General features: G+C 71.2%; 17 protein-coding genes and 2 tRNA genes. 4 read left to right on the top strand and 15 right to left on the bottom strand.

Annotated features, from left to right (window positions below; all coding sequences use genetic code 11):
- Window positions 1-84: 84 nt before the first annotated feature.
- Window positions 85-1,959 carry a translation elongation factor 4 gene (gene lepA, locus ACFVQ0_RS29805; protein WP_390092290.1) on the bottom strand — a complete coding sequence of 625 codons (1,875 nt, stop codon included), beginning with the start codon at window positions 1,957-1,959 and terminating at the stop codon, window positions 85-87.
- A gap of 225 nt (window positions 1,960-2,184) precedes the next feature.
- Between lepA and rpsT the strand changes: the two genes are divergently transcribed.
- Window positions 2,185-2,451, top strand: a complete 267-nt coding sequence (gene rpsT, locus ACFVQ0_RS29800) for a 30S ribosomal protein S20 (RefSeq protein ID WP_266778644.1) — start codon at window positions 2,185-2,187, stop codon at window positions 2,449-2,451.
- 408 nt (window positions 2,452-2,859) lie between these two features.
- On the opposite strand, the gene holA is transcribed toward rpsT, so the two are convergent.
- Window positions 2,860-3,846, bottom strand: a complete 987-nt coding sequence (gene holA / locus ACFVQ0_RS29795) for a DNA polymerase III subunit delta (RefSeq protein WP_390092289.1) — start codon at window positions 3,844-3,846, stop codon at window positions 2,860-2,862.
- A gap of 98 nt (window positions 3,847-3,944) precedes the next feature.
- On the opposite strand from holA, the gene ACFVQ0_RS29790 reads away from it, so the two are divergent.
- Entirely contained in the window at window positions 3,945-4,190 is a 246-nt protein-coding gene (locus ACFVQ0_RS29790) for a hypothetical protein (RefSeq protein ID WP_024490121.1), read from the top strand.
- A 17-nt stretch (window positions 4,191-4,207) separates the two neighbouring features.
- Here the strand turns inward: ACFVQ0_RS29790 and ACFVQ0_RS29785 are convergent, their stop codons facing one another.
- Window positions 4,208-5,092 carry a YceI family protein gene (locus ACFVQ0_RS29785; RefSeq protein WP_390092426.1) on the bottom strand — a complete coding sequence of 295 codons (885 nt, stop codon included), beginning with the start codon at window positions 5,090-5,092 and terminating at the stop codon, window positions 4,208-4,210.
- 169 nt (window positions 5,093-5,261) lie between these two features.
- Window positions 5,262-6,110: an arylamine N-acetyltransferase gene (locus ACFVQ0_RS29780; protein WP_390092288.1), complete on the bottom strand. Its 849-nt coding sequence runs from the start codon at window positions 6,108-6,110 to the stop codon at window positions 5,262-5,264.
- A gap of 101 nt (window positions 6,111-6,211) precedes the next feature.
- Between ACFVQ0_RS29780 and ACFVQ0_RS29775 the strand changes: the two genes are divergently transcribed.
- Window positions 6,212-6,667, top strand: coding sequence for a pyridoxamine 5'-phosphate oxidase family protein (locus ACFVQ0_RS29775; protein ID WP_390092287.1), 456 nt, complete (start codon window positions 6,212-6,214; stop codon window positions 6,665-6,667).
- 8 nt (window positions 6,668-6,675) lie between these two features.
- On the opposite strand, the gene ACFVQ0_RS29770 is transcribed toward ACFVQ0_RS29775, so the two are convergent.
- The 8 genes from ACFVQ0_RS29770 to ACFVQ0_RS29735 all read right to left on the bottom strand — a co-directional run bounded on the left by ACFVQ0_RS29770 (window position 6,676) and on the right by ACFVQ0_RS29735 (window position 17,967).
- Complete coding sequence (locus ACFVQ0_RS29770) at window positions 6,676-9,243, bottom strand: ComEC/Rec2 family competence protein (protein WP_390092286.1); 2,568 nt, start codon at window positions 9,241-9,243, stop codon at window positions 6,676-6,678.
- Window positions 9,240-10,082 (bottom strand): helix-hairpin-helix domain-containing protein, encoded by an 843-nt coding sequence (locus tag ACFVQ0_RS29765; RefSeq protein ID WP_390092285.1) that lies wholly within the window; start codon window positions 10,080-10,082, stop codon window positions 9,240-9,242. Before ACFVQ0_RS29765 ends, ACFVQ0_RS29770 begins: the two co-directional genes overlap by 4 nt.
- A 510-nt stretch (window positions 10,083-10,592) precedes the next feature.
- Window positions 10,593-11,438: a DegV family protein gene (locus tag ACFVQ0_RS29760; protein WP_390092284.1), complete on the bottom strand. Its 846-nt coding sequence runs from the start codon at window positions 11,436-11,438 to the stop codon at window positions 10,593-10,595.
- A 173-nt stretch (window positions 11,439-11,611) separates the two neighbouring features.
- Complete coding sequence (locus ACFVQ0_RS29755; RefSeq protein WP_390092283.1) at window positions 11,612-12,364, bottom strand: collagen-like protein; 753 nt, start codon at window positions 12,362-12,364, stop codon at window positions 11,612-11,614.
- A gap of 334 nt (window positions 12,365-12,698) precedes the next feature.
- A complete protein-coding gene (gene leuS / locus ACFVQ0_RS29750; protein WP_390092282.1) occupies window positions 12,699-15,572 on the bottom strand; it encodes a leucine--tRNA ligase in 2,874 nt (957 codons plus the stop codon).
- A gap of 305 nt (window positions 15,573-15,877) precedes the next feature.
- A tRNA-Ala gene (locus ACFVQ0_RS29745) sits at window positions 15,878-15,950 on the bottom strand.
- Between the two features lie 111 nt (window positions 15,951-16,061).
- A complete protein-coding gene (locus ACFVQ0_RS29740) occupies window positions 16,062-16,295 on the bottom strand; it encodes a hypothetical protein (RefSeq protein WP_024494568.1) in 234 nt (77 codons plus the stop codon).
- 178 nt (window positions 16,296-16,473) lie between these two features.
- Window positions 16,474-17,967 carry an MFS transporter gene (locus ACFVQ0_RS29735; protein ID WP_390092281.1) on the bottom strand — a complete coding sequence of 498 codons (1,494 nt, stop codon included), beginning with the start codon at window positions 17,965-17,967 and terminating at the stop codon, window positions 16,474-16,476.
- Window positions 17,968-18,069: 102 nt separating this feature from the next.
- Between ACFVQ0_RS29735 and ACFVQ0_RS29730 the strand changes: the two genes are divergently transcribed.
- Window positions 18,070-18,954 carry a helix-turn-helix transcriptional regulator gene (locus ACFVQ0_RS29730; protein WP_390092280.1) on the top strand — a complete coding sequence of 295 codons (885 nt, stop codon included), beginning with the start codon at window positions 18,070-18,072 and terminating at the stop codon, window positions 18,952-18,954.
- 33 nt (window positions 18,955-18,987) lie between these two features.
- Here ACFVQ0_RS29730 and ACFVQ0_RS29725 read toward each other — a convergent pair.
- The 3 genes from ACFVQ0_RS29725 to rsfS all read right to left on the bottom strand — a co-directional run bounded on the left by ACFVQ0_RS29725 (window position 18,988) and on the right by rsfS (window position 20,270).
- Window positions 18,988-19,060: transfer RNA gene (locus tag ACFVQ0_RS29725), tRNA-Ala, on the bottom strand.
- 128 nt (window positions 19,061-19,188) lie between these two features.
- The gene (locus ACFVQ0_RS29720; RefSeq protein ID WP_390092425.1) at window positions 19,189-19,842 is read right to left on the bottom strand and encodes a histidine phosphatase family protein; all 654 of its coding nucleotides are present in this window, start codon (window positions 19,840-19,842) and stop codon (window positions 19,189-19,191) included.
- Window positions 19,839-20,270, bottom strand: a complete 432-nt coding sequence (gene rsfS / locus ACFVQ0_RS29715; RefSeq protein ID WP_311305738.1) for a ribosome silencing factor — start codon at window positions 20,268-20,270, stop codon at window positions 19,839-19,841. Before rsfS ends, ACFVQ0_RS29720 begins: the two co-directional genes overlap by 4 nt.
- Window positions 20,271-20,320 lie beyond the last annotated feature (50 nt).

The raw sequence follows: 20,320 nt of genomic DNA, 5'->3' as shown, positions 1-20,320 counted from the left end.
GAACGGGCCCCCGCGCCGCAGCGTTCTGCGATGCGGGGGCCCATGGGTCTACCGATCAGTAGGTTCTGCGGGCGGGCACAAGGGTCACTTCTTGGCCTTGCCGTCCCCGGCGGACTCGTCGGTCGACAGTACGGAGATGAACGCGTCCTGCGGCACCTCCACGTTGCCGACCATCTTCATCCGCTTCTTGCCTTCCTTCTGCTTCTCCAGCAGCTTCCGCTTACGGGAGATGTCACCGCCGTAGCACTTGGCGAGAACGTCCTTGCGGATGGCGCGGACGGTCTCACGGGCGATGACCCGGGAGCCGATGGCCGCCTGAATCGGCACCTCGAAGTTCTGCCGGGGGATGAGCTTCTGCAGCTTGGCGACGAGCCGGACCCCGTAGGCGTACGCCTTGTCCTTGTGCGTGACCGCGGAGAACGCGTCGACCTTGTCGCCGTGCAGCAGGATGTCGACCTTGACGAGGTCCGCGGACTGCTCGCCGGTGGGCTCGTAGTCGAGCGAGGCGTAGCCGCGGGTCTTGGACTTCAGCTGGTCGAAGAAGTCGAAGACGATCTCCGCGAGCGGCAGGGTGTAGCGGATCTCGACCCGGTCCTCGGAGAGGTAGTCCATGCCGAGGAGGGTGCCGCGGCGCTGCTGGCACAGCTCCATGATCGCGCCGATGAACTCGCTGGGCGCCAGGACCGTGGCCCGGACGACCGGCTCGTGCACCTTGTCGATCTTGCCCTCGGGGAATTCACTCGGGTTGGTGACGGTGTGCTCGCTGCCGTCCTCCATCTCGACCCGGTAGACCACGTTGGGGGCGGTGGCGATGAGGTCGAGGCCGAACTCGCGCTCCAGCCGCTCGCGGACCACGTCGAGGTGGAGGAGACCGAGGAAGCCGACGCGGAAGCCGAAGCCGAGCGCCGCGGAGGTCTCCGGCTCGTACACCAGGGCGGCGTCGTTGAGCTGGAGCTTGTCGAGGGCCTCGCGCAGATCCGGGTAGTCCGATCCGTCCAGCGGGTACAGACCGGAGAACACCATCGGCTTGGGGTCCTTGTAGCCGCCCAGCGCCTCGGTCGCCCCCTTGTTCAGGGAGGTGATCGTGTCACCGACCTTGGACTGCCGGACGTCCTTCACGCCGGTGATGATGTAGCCGACCTCACCCACGCCGATGCCGTCGGACGGCGTCATCTCCGGGGAGGAGACGCCGATCTCCAGCAGCTCGTGGGTGGCGCCGGTGGACATCATCCGGATGCGCTCGCGCTTGTTGAGCGAGCCGTCGACGACACGGACGTACGTCACGACGCCGCGGTACGAGTCGTAGACCGAGTCGAAGATCATCGCGCGGGCCGGGGCGTCGGCCTTGCCGACCGGCGCCGGGACGTCCCTGACCACCCTGTCCAGCAGCGCGTCGACCCCGATACCGGTCTTGGCGGAGACCTTCAGCACATCCTCCGGCTGGCAGCCGATGAGGTTGGCCAGCTCCTCGGAGAACTTCTCGGGCTGGGCGGCCGGAAGGTCGATCTTGTTGAGCACCGGGACGATGGTGAGGTCGTTCTCCATCGCCAGGTAGAGGTTGGCGAGGGTCTGGGCCTCGATCCCCTGCGCGGCGTCGACCAGCAGGACCGTGCCCTCACAGGCCGCGAGCGAGCGGGAGACCTCGTAGGTGAAGTCGACGTGCCCCGGGGTGTCGATCATGTTGAGGACGTGGGTGCGGCCCTGGTCCTCGCCGACGGTGGGCGCCCAGGGCAGCCGTACCGCCTGGGACTTGATGGTGATGCCACGCTCGCGCTCGATGTCCATCCGGTCGAGGTACTGAGCGCGCATCTGCCGCTGGTCGACCACACCGGTCAGCTGGAGCATCCGGTCGGCAAGGGTCGACTTGCCGTGGTCGATGTGCGCGATGATGCAGAAATTGCGGATCAGCGCCGGGTCGGTACGGCTCGGCTCGGGCACGTGGAGAGGAGTCGCGGGCACGCAGGGTCCTGATTCTTGAGACGCCGAACGCCGTGTCTCGGGTCGATGTCGGGTCGGTCGGATCTGTACTCGGATCTGTACGTAGCTCCCATCGTCCCACGCCCGCGGAGCGGAGACCGGTTTGGGCCGGTCGGAGCGCGGCTGCTACCGTGGACAGCTGTGCCTCGTGGCATTCCTGCCGCAGGGCGCACATCGAAGATCCAACGAACCTGAAAAGGCTCTTTCGTGGCGAACATCAAGTCCCAGATCAAGCGGAACAAGACCAACGAGAAGGCGCGCCTGCGCAACAAGGCCGTCAAGTCGTCGCTCAAGACCGCGATCCGCAAGGCCCGCGAGGCCGTCGTCGCGGGTGACGTCGAGAAGGCCACTGTGGCCGTCCGCGACGCCTCCCGTGCGCTCGACAAGGCTGTCTCGAAGGGTGTCATCCACAAGAACGCCGCCGCCAACAAGAAGTCGGCGCTGGCCACCAAGGTTGCCACCCTCCAGGGCTGAGCATTCCCGATGTGATCGCCGGAACGGACCCAGCGGGCCCTCTCTCCCGCTCCTGACCGGCACCCCGCGCCGCACACCGAACCTGCGTTCGCCACGCGGGTGCGGCGCACCAAGCACAGACCGAAGGCCCCGTACGTTCCCCTCCCCAGGGAAACAACCGGGGCCTTCGTCATGCGCGCGCCCGTCCGACCAGGCCCAGCGCTTGAGGACACGCACCGACCCGCACCTCAAGGCCGACGCCGGCAATCCCAGCCCGTCCGGCGATTGAGGACACGCACCGCCCCGCAGACCAAAGCCCACCCCGGCAAACCCAGCCCGTCCGGCGTTTGAGGACGCCCGAACGGCAAGTTCAAGCCCGTCCGGCGCTTGAGGACACCGCAGCCGGCCCACCGAACGGCGCCGCCCCCGCTACCGCCCCGCCCGAGCCGCCCGCGCCACAGCCACGACCGCCTTCTCCAGCGCGTACGCCGGATCGTCCCCGCCCCCCTTGACCCCCGCATCCGCGTCCGCGACCGCCCGCAGCGCCACCGCGACCCCGTCGGGCGTCCACCCGCGCATCTGCTGCCGTACCCGGTCGATCTTCCACGGCGGCATGCCCAGCTCACGGGCGAGATCCGCCGGCCGCCCCCCGCGCGCCGACGACAGCTTGCCGATCGCCCGCACACCCTGAGCCAGCGCGCTGGTGATCAGGACGGCCGCCACCCCCGTGGACAGCGACCAGCGCAGCGCCTCCAGCGCCTCCGCCGCCCGCCCCTCGACCGCCCGGTCGGCGACCGTGAAGCTCGACGCCTCCGCACGCCCCGTGTAGTAGCGCGCGACGACCTCCTCGTCGATCGTGCCCTCGACGTCCGCGACGAGCTGCGACACCGCACTCGCCAGCTCCCTCAGATCGCTGCCGATCGAATCGACCAGCGACTGGCACGCCTCCGGCGTAGCCGAGCGCCCCAGCGCCCGGAACTCACCCCGTACGAAGGAGAGCCGCTCGGCCGGCTTGGTGGTCTTCGGGCAGGCGACCTCCCTCGCACCCGCCTTGCGTGCCGCCTCCAGCAGCCCCTTGCCCTTGGCACCACCCGCGTGCAACAGCACGAGCGTGATCTCCTCGACCGGATCGTCCAGGTACCTCTTGACGTCCTTGACCGTGTCGGCGGCGAGATCCTGCGCGTTGCGCACGATCACCACCTTGCGCTCCGCGAAGAGCGACGGGCTCGTCAGCTCGGCGAGCGTGCCCGGCTGGAGCTGGTCGGAGGTGAGGTCCCGGACGTCCGTATCGGCGTCGGACGCACGGGCCGCCGCCACCACCTGCTGCACGGCGCGGTCCAGGAGCAGGTCCTCCTGGCCCACGGCGAGCGTGAGCGGGGCGAGCGGGTCGTCGGTGGAATTCCTTCTGGTGGCCATCGCCGTCCAGCATCCCACGCGCCACTGACAGCCCGGCCGGCCACTGCCGGGGCCACCGCCGGTCGGGGCCGCTCCCACCCGTACCGGAGAATGGGCGGGTGAGCGATGTGAGACATGTACTGGTGCTGCCCGACCGCGATACCGCGCAGGAGGTGGCGGACGAGCTGTCCGACCGGTTCGGGGTCACCGAGGAGCCGCAGCTCGTACGTGACGCCCTGGCCGGCGAGGACGACGCGGAGGACGCCCAGTGGCTGGTGGTCGTGGAGGACCCGGACCGACGGCTGGACGCCGCCGCTCTCGACGGGTTCGCCGCTGAGTACGAGGGCTGGCTGGAGACCCCTTAGGGAGCGTCCGGGCGGGTTCAGCCCTTCGGGACGATCTGGATGTCCATGTCTATGGAGATGCTGGAGCCGACAGCGGCGATCCCACGGGCCAGCATCGTCTGCCAGGTGAGGGTGAAGTCCTCGCGGTGCAGCTCGGTGGTGGCCCGGCAGGCGGCCCGCGTCTCGCCCTCCAGCCCGTTGCCGAGGCCGAGGTAGTGGGTGTCCAGCGTGACCGTACGGCTCACGCCGTGCAGGGTGAGCGCACCGCTCACACCCCAGCGGGTGCCGCCGCGGTGGACGAACCGGTCGCTGTAGAACTCCAGCGTCGGATAGTGGCCGACGTCGAGGAAGTCGCCGGACCGCAGATGGTCGTCGCGCATCTGGACGTTCGTGTCGATCGAGGCGGCGTCGATGATCACGTGCATGGCCGAGTTCTCCATGCGGTCGGCGATCCGGACCGCCCCCGCGAAGGTGTTGAACCGGCCGTGGATGCGAGCCATCCCGATGTGCCGGGCCGTGAAGCCGATCTGCGAGTGCATCGGCTCGATCTCCCACTCACCCGGGTCGGGCAGCTGCGGGGGCTGGGACATCTGAAGGGTCACATCGCCCAGCCCCGCGTGCTCGCCCTCGGTGACCGAGGCCGAGCCGTGGAAGGGGGTGAAACCCTCAGCCGTGACGGCCAGCCGGTACTCCCCCGCCGGAACGGTGGCGAGGACATTGCCGTACGGGTCCGTCTCACCGGCGACGACCTTGCGTCCCGTGGCGTCCGTGACCACGAAGTCGGCCTGCCGGACGGCCTCGTTGACCGGGTCGAGCACGCGGCAGCTGAGGACTCCCGCCGAGTCCGGTACGGCGAGTCCCGCGAGGGCACTGCCGCGCACGGCACCCGTCGCTCCCTTGTTTCCGAGCCAGCGGCCGAACATCTTCACGTACTCCCCGGGGGCATCTTCACCATGGGGCCGGATGGCTGGACGTCGTTGTCGGAGCAGCGGCCCGCCGACGAGCATGCATTCGATCACTCTTGTGGCGTTCGAGGCAAACAGAGCATCTCGACGGCGCTTGGGCGGAGGTGTTACCGAAGGTCCGAATTTGTCACTCCGGTTGTGTGTGTCGCCCATTCGGGGCAGACGGACCGTCCCCACTGACGGTGGGCAGCCGGTCGAGATCGAGTCCGAAGTGCTCCCGGTACGCGGCGAGCACCTCCTCATCGCCCGCCAGCGGGGTCTCGTGCCGCTCACCGCCGACCGTCGTGACGAGCTTGCGGCCGGTGAGCGTGATCCGGCCGGTGGCGGTGAAACGGGAGCAGACCGTGGACCGGGTGAAGCCGGAGTCGGGCGAGGTGCGGTGGTACCAGGCACCGGCACGGAAGTCCGCCAGCACCCGGGGCCGCAGGTCCAGCAGGAACTGCGGCGCACCGTCACGCAGCACCTCGACGTCCCCGTAGCGCTCGCCGCCCTCCCCGGCGGCCCGCCTGATCCGGAAGGTGCCGCGCGGGTCCTCCTGATCGGTGCCGTCGTCGAGTACGAGCGGCTGCTCGGCGTGGTCACCGAAGCCGACGTCCGCCAGCCACGGGCCGGTGCCGTCGTCCGTCCCCACGCGGAGCGCCAGGTGGTCGTACGGAATGCCGGGCTTCCCGTCCTTGCCGTGGACCCGGGCCTGGAGCAGCGTGACGTCGAAGCCCAGCTCCCGCAGCAGCGCGGCGAAGGCTCCGTTGAGTTCGTAGCAGAACCCGCCGCGGCGGCCGGCCACGATCTTGTCGAGGAGCGCCCGCTCCTCCAGCACGATGTCCTCGCCGAGATGGATCGAGAGGTTCTCGAAGGGCACGGCGGTGAGGTGGCGCAGTTGCAGCTCGCGCAGGGCTGCCGCGTCGGCGCGGGCGGGCCGGGTGGCACCGATGCGTGCCAGGTAGGAGTCGACGGTGTACGGCAGATGCGGGTCCATTCCGGCAGTCTGTCCGGGTCCGCGGTGGCCCGCCATGAGGCGGTGGTCCTAGGACCGGCGGCGGAGGCGCGGTGCGGGGTGCGCTGGCTAGCGTGCGGGACATGACGAAGCACGAGCCGGCCCGCGGCCGGGAACAGCGCAAGCGGGATGCGCTCGATCGCCTGGAGCAGGACGAGGACGCGTGGGTGTCCACCGCCTCGCCGGACGGCGTACCGACCCTGGTGCCGCTGTGGTTCGTGTGGGACCGGGGGACGCTGCTGATGGCCACCCGGCGCACCAACCCCACCGCGGTCAACGTGACACCGGCCGGGCAGGCCCGGATCGCGGTGGGCCACACCCGCGACGTGGTGCTCATCGAGGCGACGGCCGAGGTGATCGAAGGGGCGGACCTCGCTCCGGAGTCGGGCGACGCCTTCGCCGCCAAGTTCGACTGGGACCCGCGGAACAGCCCCGCCTGGGTGTACCTGCGCTTCACTCCGACCGCGATCAGGGCGTGGCGCGAGGCGAACGAGCAGGCCGGCCGTGTGCTGATGGCCGACGGCCGGTGGCTGGACTGAGGGTTGGGTCATGACCGGCCCACCGCCCGCAGCCCCGGCCCGGCGTCCGTCACCGCGATCGCACCGTCCCTGTCGGTGCGGAGCACCACCGCTCCCCCGGCCCTGAGCGTCTCGACCGTGCCAGCGGCCGGATGCCCGTACGGATTGTCCCGACCCACGCTGACCAGGGCGAACCTCGGACGCACGGCCCGGAGCAGGGCGGCGTCCTGGTATGCGGAGCCGTGGTGGGCGACCTTGAGCACATCCACCCGGGGAAGAGCCGGGTAGCTCCGCAACAGCCTTTGCTGGGCAGGTGGTTCGAGGTCACCGGGGAGCAGCAGGGTGAGCCCGCCGGCCCGGACGAACAGGGTGACACTGGCATCGTTCGGCCCCGCCGGCATGGGCCCCGCCGCCTGACCCACCGGCACCGCCTGACCTGCCCGACCTGCCCGACCCTCCGGCCCTTTCCGGCCCACCGGCCCCGCCGGACCCGCAGCCGCACCGCCCACCGGCCACAGCACCTGCCAGTCGAGCGCACCGATCCGGCGGCGCTCACCGGGGACGGCGCGCACCACGGAGACCCGGGCCGCCGCTGCCGTTCTCGTCACGAAGGCGGCCTGCTCCGGCGGTTCGTCCAGGCTCGTCGTCTGGATCGCGCCCACCGCCCTGCCCCGCAGAACACCGGGCAGACCCCGGACGTGGTCCGCGTGGAAGTGGGTCAGCAGCAACAACGGGACGCGGGTGATCCCCAGGTCACGCAGGCACCGGTCCGCGAGCCGGGGATCCGGTCCGGTGTCGACGACCACACCCGAGCCGGGCCCCGCCGCGAGCACCAGGGCATCGCCCTGGCCCACGTCGCACATCGCGAACGCCCAGCCGGGCGGCGGCCACCCGGTCAGCGCCCGGGTCAGCGGCACCGGGCGGACCACCGCGAGCACCAGGAGCAGCGCCGCGGCGCAGCACACCCAGGGATGCCGTCCGACGCGCCGGGCGCACAGCACCACCAGCCCGGTCAGCGCGGCCAGCAACAGCGCGCCCGTCCGCCCGTCGGGCCAGTCGATCTCCGCACCGGGCAGCGCCGCACCGGTCCGGGCCACAGAGGCGATCCACCCGGCCGGCCACCCCGCCACCCGGGCGAGGAGCTCGGCCACCGGCATGGCCACCGGGGCCAGGGCCAGCGCCGCGAACCCGAGCACCGTGGCCGGCGCCACCGCGAACTCGGCCAGCAGGTTGCACGGGATCGCGACCAGGCTCACCCGGGAGGCGAGCAGCACCACAACGGGCGAGCACACCGCCTGCGCCGCCGCCGCGGCAGCCAGCGCCTCGGCCAACCGGGGCGGCACCCGGCGCCGTTGCAGCGCGCCGCTCCACCGTGGGGCGATCGTCAGAAGCGCGCCGGTGGCCAGGACCGACAGCACGAATCCGTAACCGCGCGCCAGCCAGGGGTCGTAGAGCACCAGCAGCAGAACGGCGGCGGCCAGCGCGGGGATCAGGGTCCTGCGCCGCCCGGTACCGATGGCGAGCAGTGTGATCAGACCGCAGGCCGCGGCCCGCAGCACACTGGGTTCGGGCCGGCAGACGAGGACGAACGCGAGCGTCAGTCCACCGCCGAGCAGGGCGGTCATCCGCAACGAGATCCCCAGCACGGGCGCCAGTCCCCGGCGTTCGGCCCGCAGGGCGCCGCCGGGCGGCCCGATGAGCAGGACCAGCAGGATCGCCAGGTTGGCACCCGAGACCGCCATCAGATGGGTGAGGTCGGTCGCCCTGAACGCGTCGTGCAGTTCTGGCGTGATCCGGGTGGTGTCACCGACGACCAGTCCGGGCAGGAGCGCCCGCGCATCGGGGCGGAGCCCCTCGGTCGCGGTGCGCAGCCCGGCGCGCAGGCTGCCCGCCGTGCGCTGGATTGGCGTGGGCGGGCCGGTGACGCGGGGTGGGCCCTTGCCGTCGGGGCGAAGAACCGCGACGGCCCGCTCCCCGCCGTGCAGCGGTGGCGCCAGTCGGCCGCTGATCCGTAACCGGGTGGAGGGCAGCAGCCGCTGCCACTGCTCCGCCGTACCGCCGGGCGTGACGATGACCAGCACCGGCGTGCGCAGCCGGGTCACCGCGTCTCCGGGCCCCGTCCGCAGCCGGGTGACCTCGGCGTCCAGGAGCAGGGCGGCGGGGGTGCTGTGGTCACCGCGTACCCGGGGGAAGGTCTGGCGGGCATCGGAGGTGAGGGTGATCTCCGCCTCGATCCTCGCGAATTGCCGGGCCAGCGCGGGCACCGGCCCCTGCCGGACGTCTGCGCGGTGCAGCCCGGCCGACGCCGCCCCGGCGCCCGCACAGAGGAGCACGGCCGCGGCCGTCGTCGCGTGCGGACGCCACCGCCTGTCGTTCATGCGCCGGAACCCCGGCACGGCCAGGAGGACCATGGCCGCTCCCAGGCAGAGCACCACCCCCGCCGCCGCCCACCGGCCCGGCGCTCCCACCGTCAGCGCTGCCGAGGCCCAGACCGCCAGCGCCGGGGCGACCAGTCGCAGATCCGCCGGCCCCTCCTGCCGGGGATCGGCGTCCCCCAGCCGCCGGCCCGACGCCGTGTGGACGTCCCCGGAGCTCACGGTCGCACCAGTGGCTGGAGGTCGGCGAACCTGCGGTCGCCGATCCCCGTGACCTCGTGGAGTTCGTCGACGGACCGGAAACCACCGTGCTGGGTGCGGTAGTCGACAATGTGCTGGGCGAGGACGGGCCCCACTCCGGGCAGGGTTTCGAGCTGTTCGGCGGTCGCGCCGCTGAGGCTCACCGGTCCGGTCGCGGGCCCCGTTGCCGCCGGACCCGTACCGCCGCCACCGCCCACACCACCCGCAGCACCCGCAGCACCCGTGCCGGGCGGCGCGCCCACCAGGATCTGTTCCCCGTCCACGAGCACGCGAGCCCGGTTGAGGCCGTCGAGGTCCACGCCGGGCCGGACGCCGCCCGCCGCCTCCAGCGCGTCGGTGACCCGGGCGCCGGACGGCAGCCGGTGAATCCCGGGCCGCCGCACCTTCCCGCTCACGTCCACCACGATCCGCCCGCCGGTGCCCCCGGTCCCGCCGGTCCCGCCGGTCCCGCCGACGGCGGGTGGTGGACCGGGGGACGGCTCGGGCGCACCCGCCTCGCCGGCCGCCGAGTCCACGTCGGCGCGCGGCACAGCGGTGCGCCCGGCCTCGCTGACGGAATCCGGGGCACGTACGCCTTCGGGGCGCGCGGACCAGAAGCGCATCCCGGCGAAGACGGCCGCCGCCACCAGGACAACGGTGAGCGCGGCAAGGGCCCTTGGCTCCAGACCGCATCTGACCTGCACCCACATCGGCAGCCGGTCCCGCAGCGCGGGAGCTGCCCGCGCCCACCACCCCTCCCGTTCCGCCCGCGGCACCGCCCCGACCGGCGGCTCCGGGGCCGCCGCTTCCTCCACTTCCACTTTCGCCGCAGAAGCCACGCCCACCATGCCCGCCACGTTCCCCGCGGAAGCCGCAGAAGCCGTGTGCGCCTCATCCACCGCCGGGACCGGGACCGGCCCCGGGTCCGCGCCCACCGCAGGCCGGGCCACCCGCCGCTCGTACCCGCCCGCCATGAGCGCGTCCGCACGGGAGCGCGAGGCCGCAGCGGCGGCGGCGCGGTCCGTTGTGCGCCGCCGGCCGGGTCCGTAGCCCGCCCCGCTCCGGGCTGCGCGCCCGTCCGAGCCGGGAGCGCGGCCGGGCCCGCTGCCGGGTCCGCCGACCCTGGCGAAGGGGCCGGCCCTACCGAGAGGGCCAGTCCTGCCGAAGGAGCCCGCACGGCGCATTCCGCCGCCGGGTCCACTGGTTGCACGATGTGATCGGGAAGCCATGCCTCACGACGTTAGGCACTTCCGCCGGAACCCGCCGAGCCCACCCAATTACGGTGGAAAACCCGCCCGTTGTGGATAACTCCACCACTCCGGACGGTGACATCAGCGCGGCGAGATCACGGCTCCCAGCAGCCCCGGACCGGTGTGCGCGCCGATCACCGCGCCCACCTCGCTGACGTGGAGGTCGACCAGCCCGGGAACGCGCTCGGCCAGCCGCTCGGCCAGCCGCTCGGCCCGGTCCGGCGCCGCCAGGTGATGCACCGCGATGTCCACCCGCCCGCTGCCCGCCCGCTCGGCGACGATCTCCTCCAGCCGGGCGATGGCCTTCGAGGCGGTTCGCACCTTCTCCAGCAGTTCGATGCGTCCGCCGTCCAGCTGGAGCAGCGGCTTCACGGCCAGGGCCGAGCCGAGCAGCGCCTGTGCGGCACCGATCCTGCCGCCGCGGCGCAGGTAGTCCAGGGTGTCGACGTAGAAGTACGCGGACGTGCCCGCCGCACGCTTCTCGGCCGCCGCCACCGCATCGTCCAGGCTGCCGCCCCCGTCCACGGCCTCCGCCGCCGCCAGGGCACAGAAGCCGAGGGCCATGGCGACCATCCCGGTGTCCACCACCCGCACCGGAACCGGCGCGTCCTTCGCCGCGAGCACGGCGGCGTCGTACGTCCCGGAGAACTCCCCGGACAGGTGCAGCGAGACGACGCCGCTCGCACCGGCCTCCGCGGCCGCGCGGTAGGTGGCCGCGAACACCTCGGGGCTGGGCCGGGAGGTCGTCACGGGGCGGCGCTTCTGGAGCGCCAGCGCGAGGGAGCGGGCCGAGATCTCGGTGCCCTCCTGCAGCGCCTGGTCACCGAGGACGACGGTCAGCGGCACCGCGGTGATGCCATGCCGTTCCATCGCCTCGGGCGGCAGGTAGGCCGTTGAATCGGTGACGATCGCGACATGGCGGGACATGAGCGGGAGGTTACCTTCCGGCGTGGTGGCTCGGCAGTCCGACCCTGCCCGAATGATCAGTTCCGGTCGCTTCGAGCCGCATCCTGCCATGCTCCGTACCGTTCGGTGCGCTGGTCAGCACACCATGGCCCCGGCACCGCGCCCGTGTGCCGCCGCACGTGACGTTCGGTGCTTCAGTTCGTGGTCTCGGGCCGCGCCGACTTCTCCCACGGATACGTGGTCCGCCGCCTCGGGTCCGCAGCCGTGATGGCCTCCGCGGTCCCGGCGTCTCCCGGCAGCCCGTTGCCCTGCCCCTGCCCCTGCCCCTGCCAAGGGGCACTCCCGGGGGCTCCGGGGGTTCCGGGCGCTCCCGTCGGCCCCTGCTCGCCCGTAACCGGCTCCTCCGTCGTCCAGTGCCGCAGCGCACCGGCCTCCACGCCGATCTGCTCGTTCAGCGTGGCCAGGTCGTCGTCGGCGAACTGGCGGGCCCGGTCACGCGCGGCCCAGCGCAGCGAATCCGCGGAGCGCGTGATCTCACCGGTGCGCTTCTTGAGGCCGGGCAGCAACGAGGCCACCGTCTTCTTGTCGGGCTCCCGCTCCAGCCTCTTCAGCTCGTCGTCCAGCTCACGGCCGTGCACGCTCAGCCGCTGGAAGAGACCCAGCGACTCGGAAAGCGAGGCGTCCTCGGTCACGCCCGTCTGCAGGGCCTCCTGGGTGGCCCGCATAGAGGTGCGCAGCGAGAGGCGCAGTTGGGCCAGCTCGCCGACGACGCCCACCTGCCCGTAGCTCTTCGCCCGCAGCGTGGTGTCCTCCACGGCGCGGCGTGCCTGCGTGATCGTGCGGTCCACCCCACGAGTGGCCGCCCGGATGATCTTGACACTCACATAGATGCCCAGGGCCACGAACGCGACGACGAGCAGCCCCAGGATCAGGATCACGGCTTCCATGAGCGCCCCTCGGATGGTGTGACGGCTGCCGACACGTGTTTACCGGCCCTTCCACCGTAAACGGAACGGGCAGGCGGAGGGTTCCATCGGAACCCCCAACCTGCCCGTAGGGGAAAGCCCTCACACCGTGAGCGAGAGGCAGAACGACCGGTGCGGAACTAGGGCGTGTTTTGAAAGTCCCGTCTGCCCGGCGGCGCCTGGCACGCACGCTCGCGGCGTTGCGAAAATGCCCTAGTAGCTCCGCTACGAGACCATTTCCGCGCCTTGCGATCGCACGCACCAGGCGCCGCCGGGCCCGCCCTTCGGGCGGACGACGCTACTTTCAAAACACGCCCTAGGCCGGGACGATGTTCACCAGCTTCGGGGCCCGGACGATCACCTTGCGGATCCCCGCCCCGCCCAGCGCGGCGACGACGGCCGGGTCGGCCAGCGCCAGGGTCTCCAGCTCCGCGTCCGTGATCGACGGCGAGATCTCCAGGCGCGCCTTGACCTTGCCCTTGATCTGCACCACGCAGGTGACGGTCTCGTCGATGACGTACGCCGGGTCGGCCACCGGGAAGTCCTGGTGCACGACCGAGTCGGTGTGGCCCAGCCTGCGCCACAGCTCCTCGGCGATGTGCGGCGCCAGCGGCGCCACCAGCAGCACCAGCGGCTCCGCGACGGAGCGCGGCAGCGGGCCGCCCGCCTTCGTCAGGTGATTGTTCAGCTCGGTGACCTTGGCAATGGCCGTGTTGAAGCGCATCCCGGCCATGTCACCGCCGACGCCGTCGATCGCCTTGTGCAGGGCGCGCAGCGTGTCCTCGCCGGGCTCGCTGTCGACGACGGTGACCTCGCCGCTGTCCTCGTCCACGATGTTGCGCCACAGGCGCTGCAGCAGCCGGTACTGGCCGACGACCGCGCGCGTGTCCCAGGGGCGCGAGACGTCCAGCGGGCCCATCGCCATCTCGTACAGGCGCAGGGTGTCCGCGCCGTACTCGCCGCAGATCTCGTCGGGCGTCACGGCGTTCTTCAGGGACTTGCCCATCTTGCCCAGGACGCGGGAGACCTTCTCGCCCTCGTAGTAGTACGCCCCGTCGCGCTCCTCGACCTCGGCCGCCGGGACGGCGATGCCGCGGCTGTCCCGGTAGACGAACGCCTGGATCATGCCCTGGTTGTACAGCTTGTGGAACGGCTCGGCGGAGGAGATGTGTCCCAGGTCGTGCAGCACCTTGGACCAGAAGCGGGCGTACAGCAGGTGCAGTACGGCGTGCTCCGCGCCGCCCACGTACAGGTCGACACCACCGGTCGGCTGCCCCTCGCGCGGGCCCATCCAGTACTGCTCGATCGCCGGGTCGACCAGCTTGTCGCTGTTGTTCGGGTCCAGGTAGCGCAGCTCGTACCAGCAGGAACCGGCCCAGTTGGGCATGGTGTTGGTCTCGCGGCGGTACTTCTTCGGGCCGGCGCCGTCGCCCAGGTCCAGCGTGACGTTGACCCAGTCGGCGTTGCGGGACAGCGGGGTCTCGGGCTGGGTGTCGGCGTCGTCCGGGTCGAAGGTGCGCGGCGAGTAGTCGTCGACCTCCGGCAGCTCCAGCGGCAGCATCGACTCGGGCAGCGGGTGGGCGATGCCGTCCTCGTCGTACACGATCGGGAAGGGCTCGCCCCAGTAGCGCTGGCGGCTGAACAGCCAGTCGCGCAGCCGGAAGTTGACGGTGCCCTCACCGACGCCGTGCTCCTTCAGCCACTCGGTGATCCGGATCTTGGCGTCGACGACGCCCAGGCCGTCCAGCGAGATGTCGTCGTTCGCGGAGTTGACCAGCTTCGCGTCGTACGAGCCGAAGGCGTCCTCCCACGTGGAGGCGTCCGTGCCGCGGTCGTCCGAGGGCTCGACGACACAGCGCATCGGCAGCTCGAAGGCGCGCGCGAAGGCGAAGTCGCGTGCGTCGTGCGCCGGTACGGCCATGATCGCGCCGGTGCCGTAGCCCATCAGCACGTAGTCGGCGATGAAGACGGGGACCTGCTCGCCGCTGACCGGGTTGGTCGCGTACGCGCCGGTGAAGACGCCGGTCTTGTCCTTGGCCTCGGCCTGCCGCTCCACGTCGGACTTGGCGGCGGCCTGCTTGCGGTACGCGGTGACGGCCTCGGCCGGGGAGGCGTGCCCGCCGGTCCAGACCGGGTGGGTGCCCTCGGGCCAGGCGGCCGGGATGATCCGCTCGACCAGCTCGTGCTCGGGCGCCAGCACCATGTAGGTGGCACCGAACAGGGTGTCCTGGCGGGTGGTGAAGACGGTGATGCTGCCTGCGCCGTCGACCGGGAAGTCGACGCGCGCACCCTCTGAACGGCCGATCCAGTTGCGCTGCTGCAGCTTGATGGCCTCGGGCCAGTCCAGCCCGTCCAGGTCGTTCAGCAGCCGGTCGGCGTAGGCGGTGATGCGCATGTTCCACTGGCGCAGCTTGGCCTTGAAGACGGGGAAGTTACCGCGCTCGGAGCGGCCGTCCGCGGTGACCTCCTCGTTGGCCAGGACGGTGCCCAGGCCCGGGGACCAGTTGACGGGAGCGTCGGAGGCGTAGGCCAGCCGGTGGCCGCTCAGCACGTCGGCACGCTCGGCCGCGCTCAGCGCGCTCCAGTCGCGGCCGTCCGGGGTCGGGCGCTCACCGCTCTCGAACTGGGCGACCAGCTCGGCGATCGGCCGGGCGCGGTCGGCCTCGGCGTCGTACCAGGAGTTGAAGATCTGCAGGAAGATCCACTGGGTCCACTTGTAGTACTCGGACTCGATCGTGGCGAACGAGCGGCGCTTGTCGTGGCCCAGGCCCAGCCGGCGCAGCTGCGCCGTCATGTTCTCGATATTGGATTCGGTGGACAGCCGCGGGTGCGTACCGGTCTGTACGGCGTACTGCTCCGCGGGCAGGCCGAAGGCGTCGAAGCCCAGGGTGTGCAGGACGTTGTGGCCGGTCATCCGCTGGTGGCGGGCGAAGACATCGGTGGCGATGTAGCCCAGCGGGTGGCCCACGTGCAGGCCCGCACCCGAGGGGTACGGGAACATGTCCATGATGAATTTCTTCGGCTTGGCGGCCAGCTCCGGATTGTCCGCCAGGTCGCCGGACGGGTTGGGCGCCTCGTACGTGCCCTCGGCGTCCCAGAAGTCCTGCCAGCGTGCCTCGATGTCGGCGGCCATCGCTGCCGTGTAGCGGTGCGGCGCAGCAACGTCGGCTGCGGAATTCGTCTCGCTCATGATCCTCAAAGCTCCATCGATCGTCATCTGCCGGCGCCCACGTCTACGGACACGCGTCTACGGAAACGAAAAATCCCCTCGCACAGGAGGGGACGCCGCGCCGATGCCGACCAGGCATTCTCACCGGTCGGGAGTGATCAGCGCGGCTCGCTAAGCAGAAGGCGTACGGCACGCATGGCGTCAGGGTACCGCAATGACCCGGCCGTGGTGGGCCCGGGCCCACCTGCCCGCCCTGACCCGGCACATACGAGCAGCGGGCCATCCGAATCTTCCGATTCGGATGGCCCGCTGCTCGATCTTCACTGTGGAGCTAAGGAGAATTGAACTCCTGACCTCCTGCATGCCATGCAGGCGCTCTACCAACTGAGCTATAGCCCCGTGCTGCGCCGCCCGGTCTCCCGTGGCGACATCGAGAACATTACCGGTCACCCCGGCCGTCCACCAAATCGTTTCCGGTCCGCCCGGTTCCGGCCCGTCCGCGGGGCCCGGTCAGGCGGTGGCGAAGGAGTAGAAGCGCTTGAGCGTGCAGTGCTCCTCCAGCAGACGGCCGTAGATCGGCTCGCCCTCCAGCTCCCGGTAGGTCTCGATGGGGTCGCCCTTTATGACCAGTGCCCGCGCGCACTCCTCGCACCAGTACTGGTAGTCCGGGTTGACCGGGTCCATGTCCCTGACGATGGGCGTACCGCTGCCGCACCAGTCGCACTTCCGCCTGTGGGCACCCATGGGTCAGCTCCGGACCGTGGGGGGCGAACCGCCGGCGGGACGGACGGCGCGTACGCGGGCCTCGGGAACAGGGGGCAGGTCCGGGACCTCGTGGCGACTCGCAGACATCGCGCACTCCCTCCCGTTCGGTCCGTCGCCCCCTCCGGCGGTCCGATTCTGCCATGACCCCGCAAGGGGGTCAGCCCTGCCGGGATCCGCTCGTCCGCCGACGTCGTACGAGGCCCGCGAGCACACCCGCGACGGCGGCCGCCGACAGTCCGAGAGCGCATACCCACAGTGCCTCTCCCGAACCCTGCGCCCCCGGCGTATCAAGGCGGTTGAGGTAGAGCGTGCCGAACCCGGCGACACCGATCAGCTGGCCGAGCTGGGTGACGGTGACGAGTACACCGCTCGCATCGGCGGCATCCTCCGGCCGTACGTTCGCCAGGGCACCCGTAAGAGTGGGACTGAAGCCCAGCGCCAGGCCCACGCCGAAGACGACGAAGGCCGCATACAGCCCCGCACCACCGTCGCCGCCGTCGCGCAGCAGGGAGCCGAGCAGCACCGAAGCGACGGCCACGAGCACGAATCCGGCCGGGGCCAGGGCCCCCTGGAGCCGGGCCGGCCAGCGCCTCCAGGTCAGTCCGACCGCACCGAAGGTCACGGCCGTGGGCACGAACATCAGTCCGCTGCGCAGCGCCGAATACCCCAGACCCCCCTGGACGTGGAGCGTCATCACGAAGAGGAAGCCCGCGTTGACGCCCATCACCAACAGGACGCGCAGCGCCGCCCGCGCTATGCCGGGGATACGGAGCACCCCGGGTGCGATGAGCGGGGCGCCGCCGCGTGCGGCCAGCCGCGTCTCGTACGCCGCGAACCCGGCGAAGAACACCGTGGAGGCGAGCAGGCAGCTCCAGGTCCAGGCGGGCCAGCCGAGCTCCTGCCCGAGCACCAGCGGGACGGTCAGCAGCACGACGGCGGAGGCGAGCATCAGCAGCCCCGCCAGGTCGAGTCCACGGGCCCGTGCGGCACGCCGGGCCCGCCCGGCACGCGGCTCGCCCGGCAGCACCCGGACGCCGAGCACCAGCAGAACCAGCCCGATCGGCACATTGACCAGGAAGACCGGCCGCCAGCCCAGGCCGAACAGATCGGCGCTGACCAGCACTCCGCCAAGCACCTGTCCGGCGGCGGCTCCGACGGCCAGCACCGCCGCGTAGGCGCCCAGCGCGCGCACCCGGGCCTCACCGCTGAAGTGCCGCTGGATCAGGCTGAGTACTTGCGGGATCATCACCGCCGCACCGACCCCCTGGAGCACCCTGAAGGCGATCAACTGACCTGTCCCGGCGGCGAGTCCGCAGGCCAGCGAGGCGGCGGTGAACACGGCGAGCCCCGCCAGATGCGCGCGGCCGTGCCCGAGGACGCTGCCGAGCCGGGCACCGGTGATGAGCAGGACGGCGTAGGAGATGGTGTATCCGGCCACCACGAGCTGCAACCCGGCCCCGGACGAGCCGAGTTCGGTGCGGATCGTCGGGGCGGCGACGTTGACGATGAAGACGTCGAGCAGCGCCATGAACTGGGCCGCCAGCACCAGGGCGAGCAGCCGTCCGGGGTGGCTGTCAGTGGTGGGGGCTTTACTGGGCAGGGAACGGGGAGTTGCCTCGGAAGTCGTGTCCGTGGTCGCGGTCGTGGTCATGACCTCAAGGCTGGTCCCAGTCGCATACGGGTAACGAGAGCCCACTGATGCTGGTACTGACAGCACCTGGCAACACCTGGCAGGAACACCGACGATGGGGGTGTGACGACGGTGACGGCACAATATCGGGCAGCACGGGAACGGCAGAGGCGGCGGCCCGAGCTCGCCGAGTTCCTGCGCAGCCGCCGGGCCAGGGTGACCCCGGCCGACGTGGGGATGGCGCCGGGGTTCCGGCGCCGCACCCCGGGCCTGCGCCGCGAGGAGGTCGCCCAGCTCTCCGGCGTCGGCGTCACCTGGTACACCTGGCTGGAGCAGGGCCGCCCGATCAACGCCTCCGCGCAGGTCCTGGACGCGGTGGCGCGCACCCTCCGGCTGGACGCGCCGGAGCGCGAGCACCTCTACCAGCTGGCAGAGGTCGCGTGCATACCGGGCAGACAGGGCGACACGCTTGAGGTCGGCCAAGAGATCCAGGGCATCATCGACGCGCTCGACCCGCACCCGGCGGTCGTCTACAACACGCGGTACGACGTGCTGGCCACCAACCCCGCCTACCGGGATCTCTTCGGCGTACCCGAAATGATGGACACCGGGATCCGCAACGTGCTGTGGGCGCTGTTCACCGTGCCCGCGAAGGACTGCCCTATCGTCCACCGCACCCAGGAGCTGCCGCTCATGGTGGCGACCCTGCGGAGCGGCTACGGACGCCATGCGGGCGAGCCCGCCTGGGAGTCGCTCGTCGCGGCCCTCTCGGCGGCGAGCCCGTACTTCGCCGAGCTGTGGCGCAGTGGGGACGTCGCCCCGCCCGGCCCTCGGGTGAAGACCTTCCGGCACCACGCGGCGTCCGCCGAGATACGGATGACGTCGGTGTCGTTCTCCATCAACGGGCTGCCGGAGTGCCGGATCGTCGCCTACACCCCGGCCGACCGGGAGAGCGAACAGCAGATGACGGTGCTGCGCGGCCGACGAAAAGAAGATCCCGCCCCCTGACGGGGACGGGATCTTCATCGTGGATCTTGATTGTGGAGCTAAGGAGAATTGAACTCCTGACCTCCTGCATGCCATGCAGGCGCTCTACCAACTGAGCTATAGCCCCGCTGTCCGCTGTGTTTCCCTGCGTTTCCGCGCTGCGAACAAGAAGAACTTTAGCCTGTGACCAGCCGGAAAGTGAAATCCGGCCGATGCCGCCCGAGGGCGCCGTCCGGGCACCGCGTGGGCGCCCGGTCAGTCGTCGTCGCCGAGCACCGGCTCGGGCAGCGTGCCCGCGTTGTGCTCCAGCAGACGCCAGCCGCGCGCGCCCTCGCCCAGCACCGACCAACAGCAGTTGGTCAGCCCGCCGAGCCCTTCCCAGTGGTGCGACTCCAGACCCAGCAGCCGGCCGATGGTGGTCCGGATGGTGCCACCGTGGCTGACGACGACGAGCGTGCCGTCGTCCGGCAGCTTGTCGGCGTGCGCGAGCACCACGGGAGCGGCCCGGTCGGCGACCTCGGTCTCCAGCTCACCGCCGCCGCGCCGCACCGGCTCACCGCGCTTCCAGGCCGCGTACTGCTCGCCGAACCGCCCCACGATCTCCTCGTGGGTGAGGCCCTGCCACTCACCCGCGTAGGTCTCGCGCAGACCGGGGTCGTGCGCGATACCGAGACCGGTGATCGCGGCCAGTTCGGCGGCCGTGGCCGCCGCCCTGCGCAGATCGGAGGCGACGATCGCGTCCGGCTTCAGCGAGGCGAGCAGCCGGGCGGCCCGACGGGCCTGCCCGACGCCCGTCTCGGTCAGCTCGATGTCCGTGGAGCCCTGGAACCTGCGCTCCAGGTTCCACGCCGTCTGACCGTGTCGCCAGAGGACGATCCTGCGGCCCCTGCCGCTTCCGCTGCCGTTCAGCTCTGGTCACCTTCCGTGCCGCCGGTGAGCTGTGCGTGCTCCTCGGCCTTGCCGCGGGTCTTGACGGCGTCCTCGGGCAGAGCGATCTCGGGGCAGTCCTTCCAGAGGCGCTCCAGCGCGTAGAAGACGCGCTCCTCGCTGTGCTGGACGTGGATGACGATGTCGACGTAGTCGAGGAGGATCCAGCGGGCGTCGCGGTCACCCTCGCGGCGGACCGGCTTGGCGCCCAGCTTCTTCTGGAGCTGCTCCTCGATCTCGTCGACGATCGACTTGACCTGGCGGTCGTTGGGGGCCGAGGCCAGCAGGAATGCGTCCGTGATCGACAGCACATCGCTGACGTCGTACGCAATGATGTCGTGCGCGAGCCGGTCGGCGGCCGCCTGAGCGGCAGCGTTGATGAGCTCGATGGAGCGGTCCGTGGCGGTCACAAGCAGGCTTTCGTCGGCGGGCAGATCAACCTCTAGGGTCTCACGGACCG

It is taken from the genome of Streptomyces sp. NPDC057900, assembly GCF_042887885.1.
Lineage (GTDB): Bacteria > Actinomycetota > Actinomycetes > Streptomycetales > Streptomycetaceae > Streptomyces.
The sequence above is the reverse complement of the archived record's forward strand: the minus strand, read 5'-3'. Positions and strand labels throughout refer to the sequence as shown.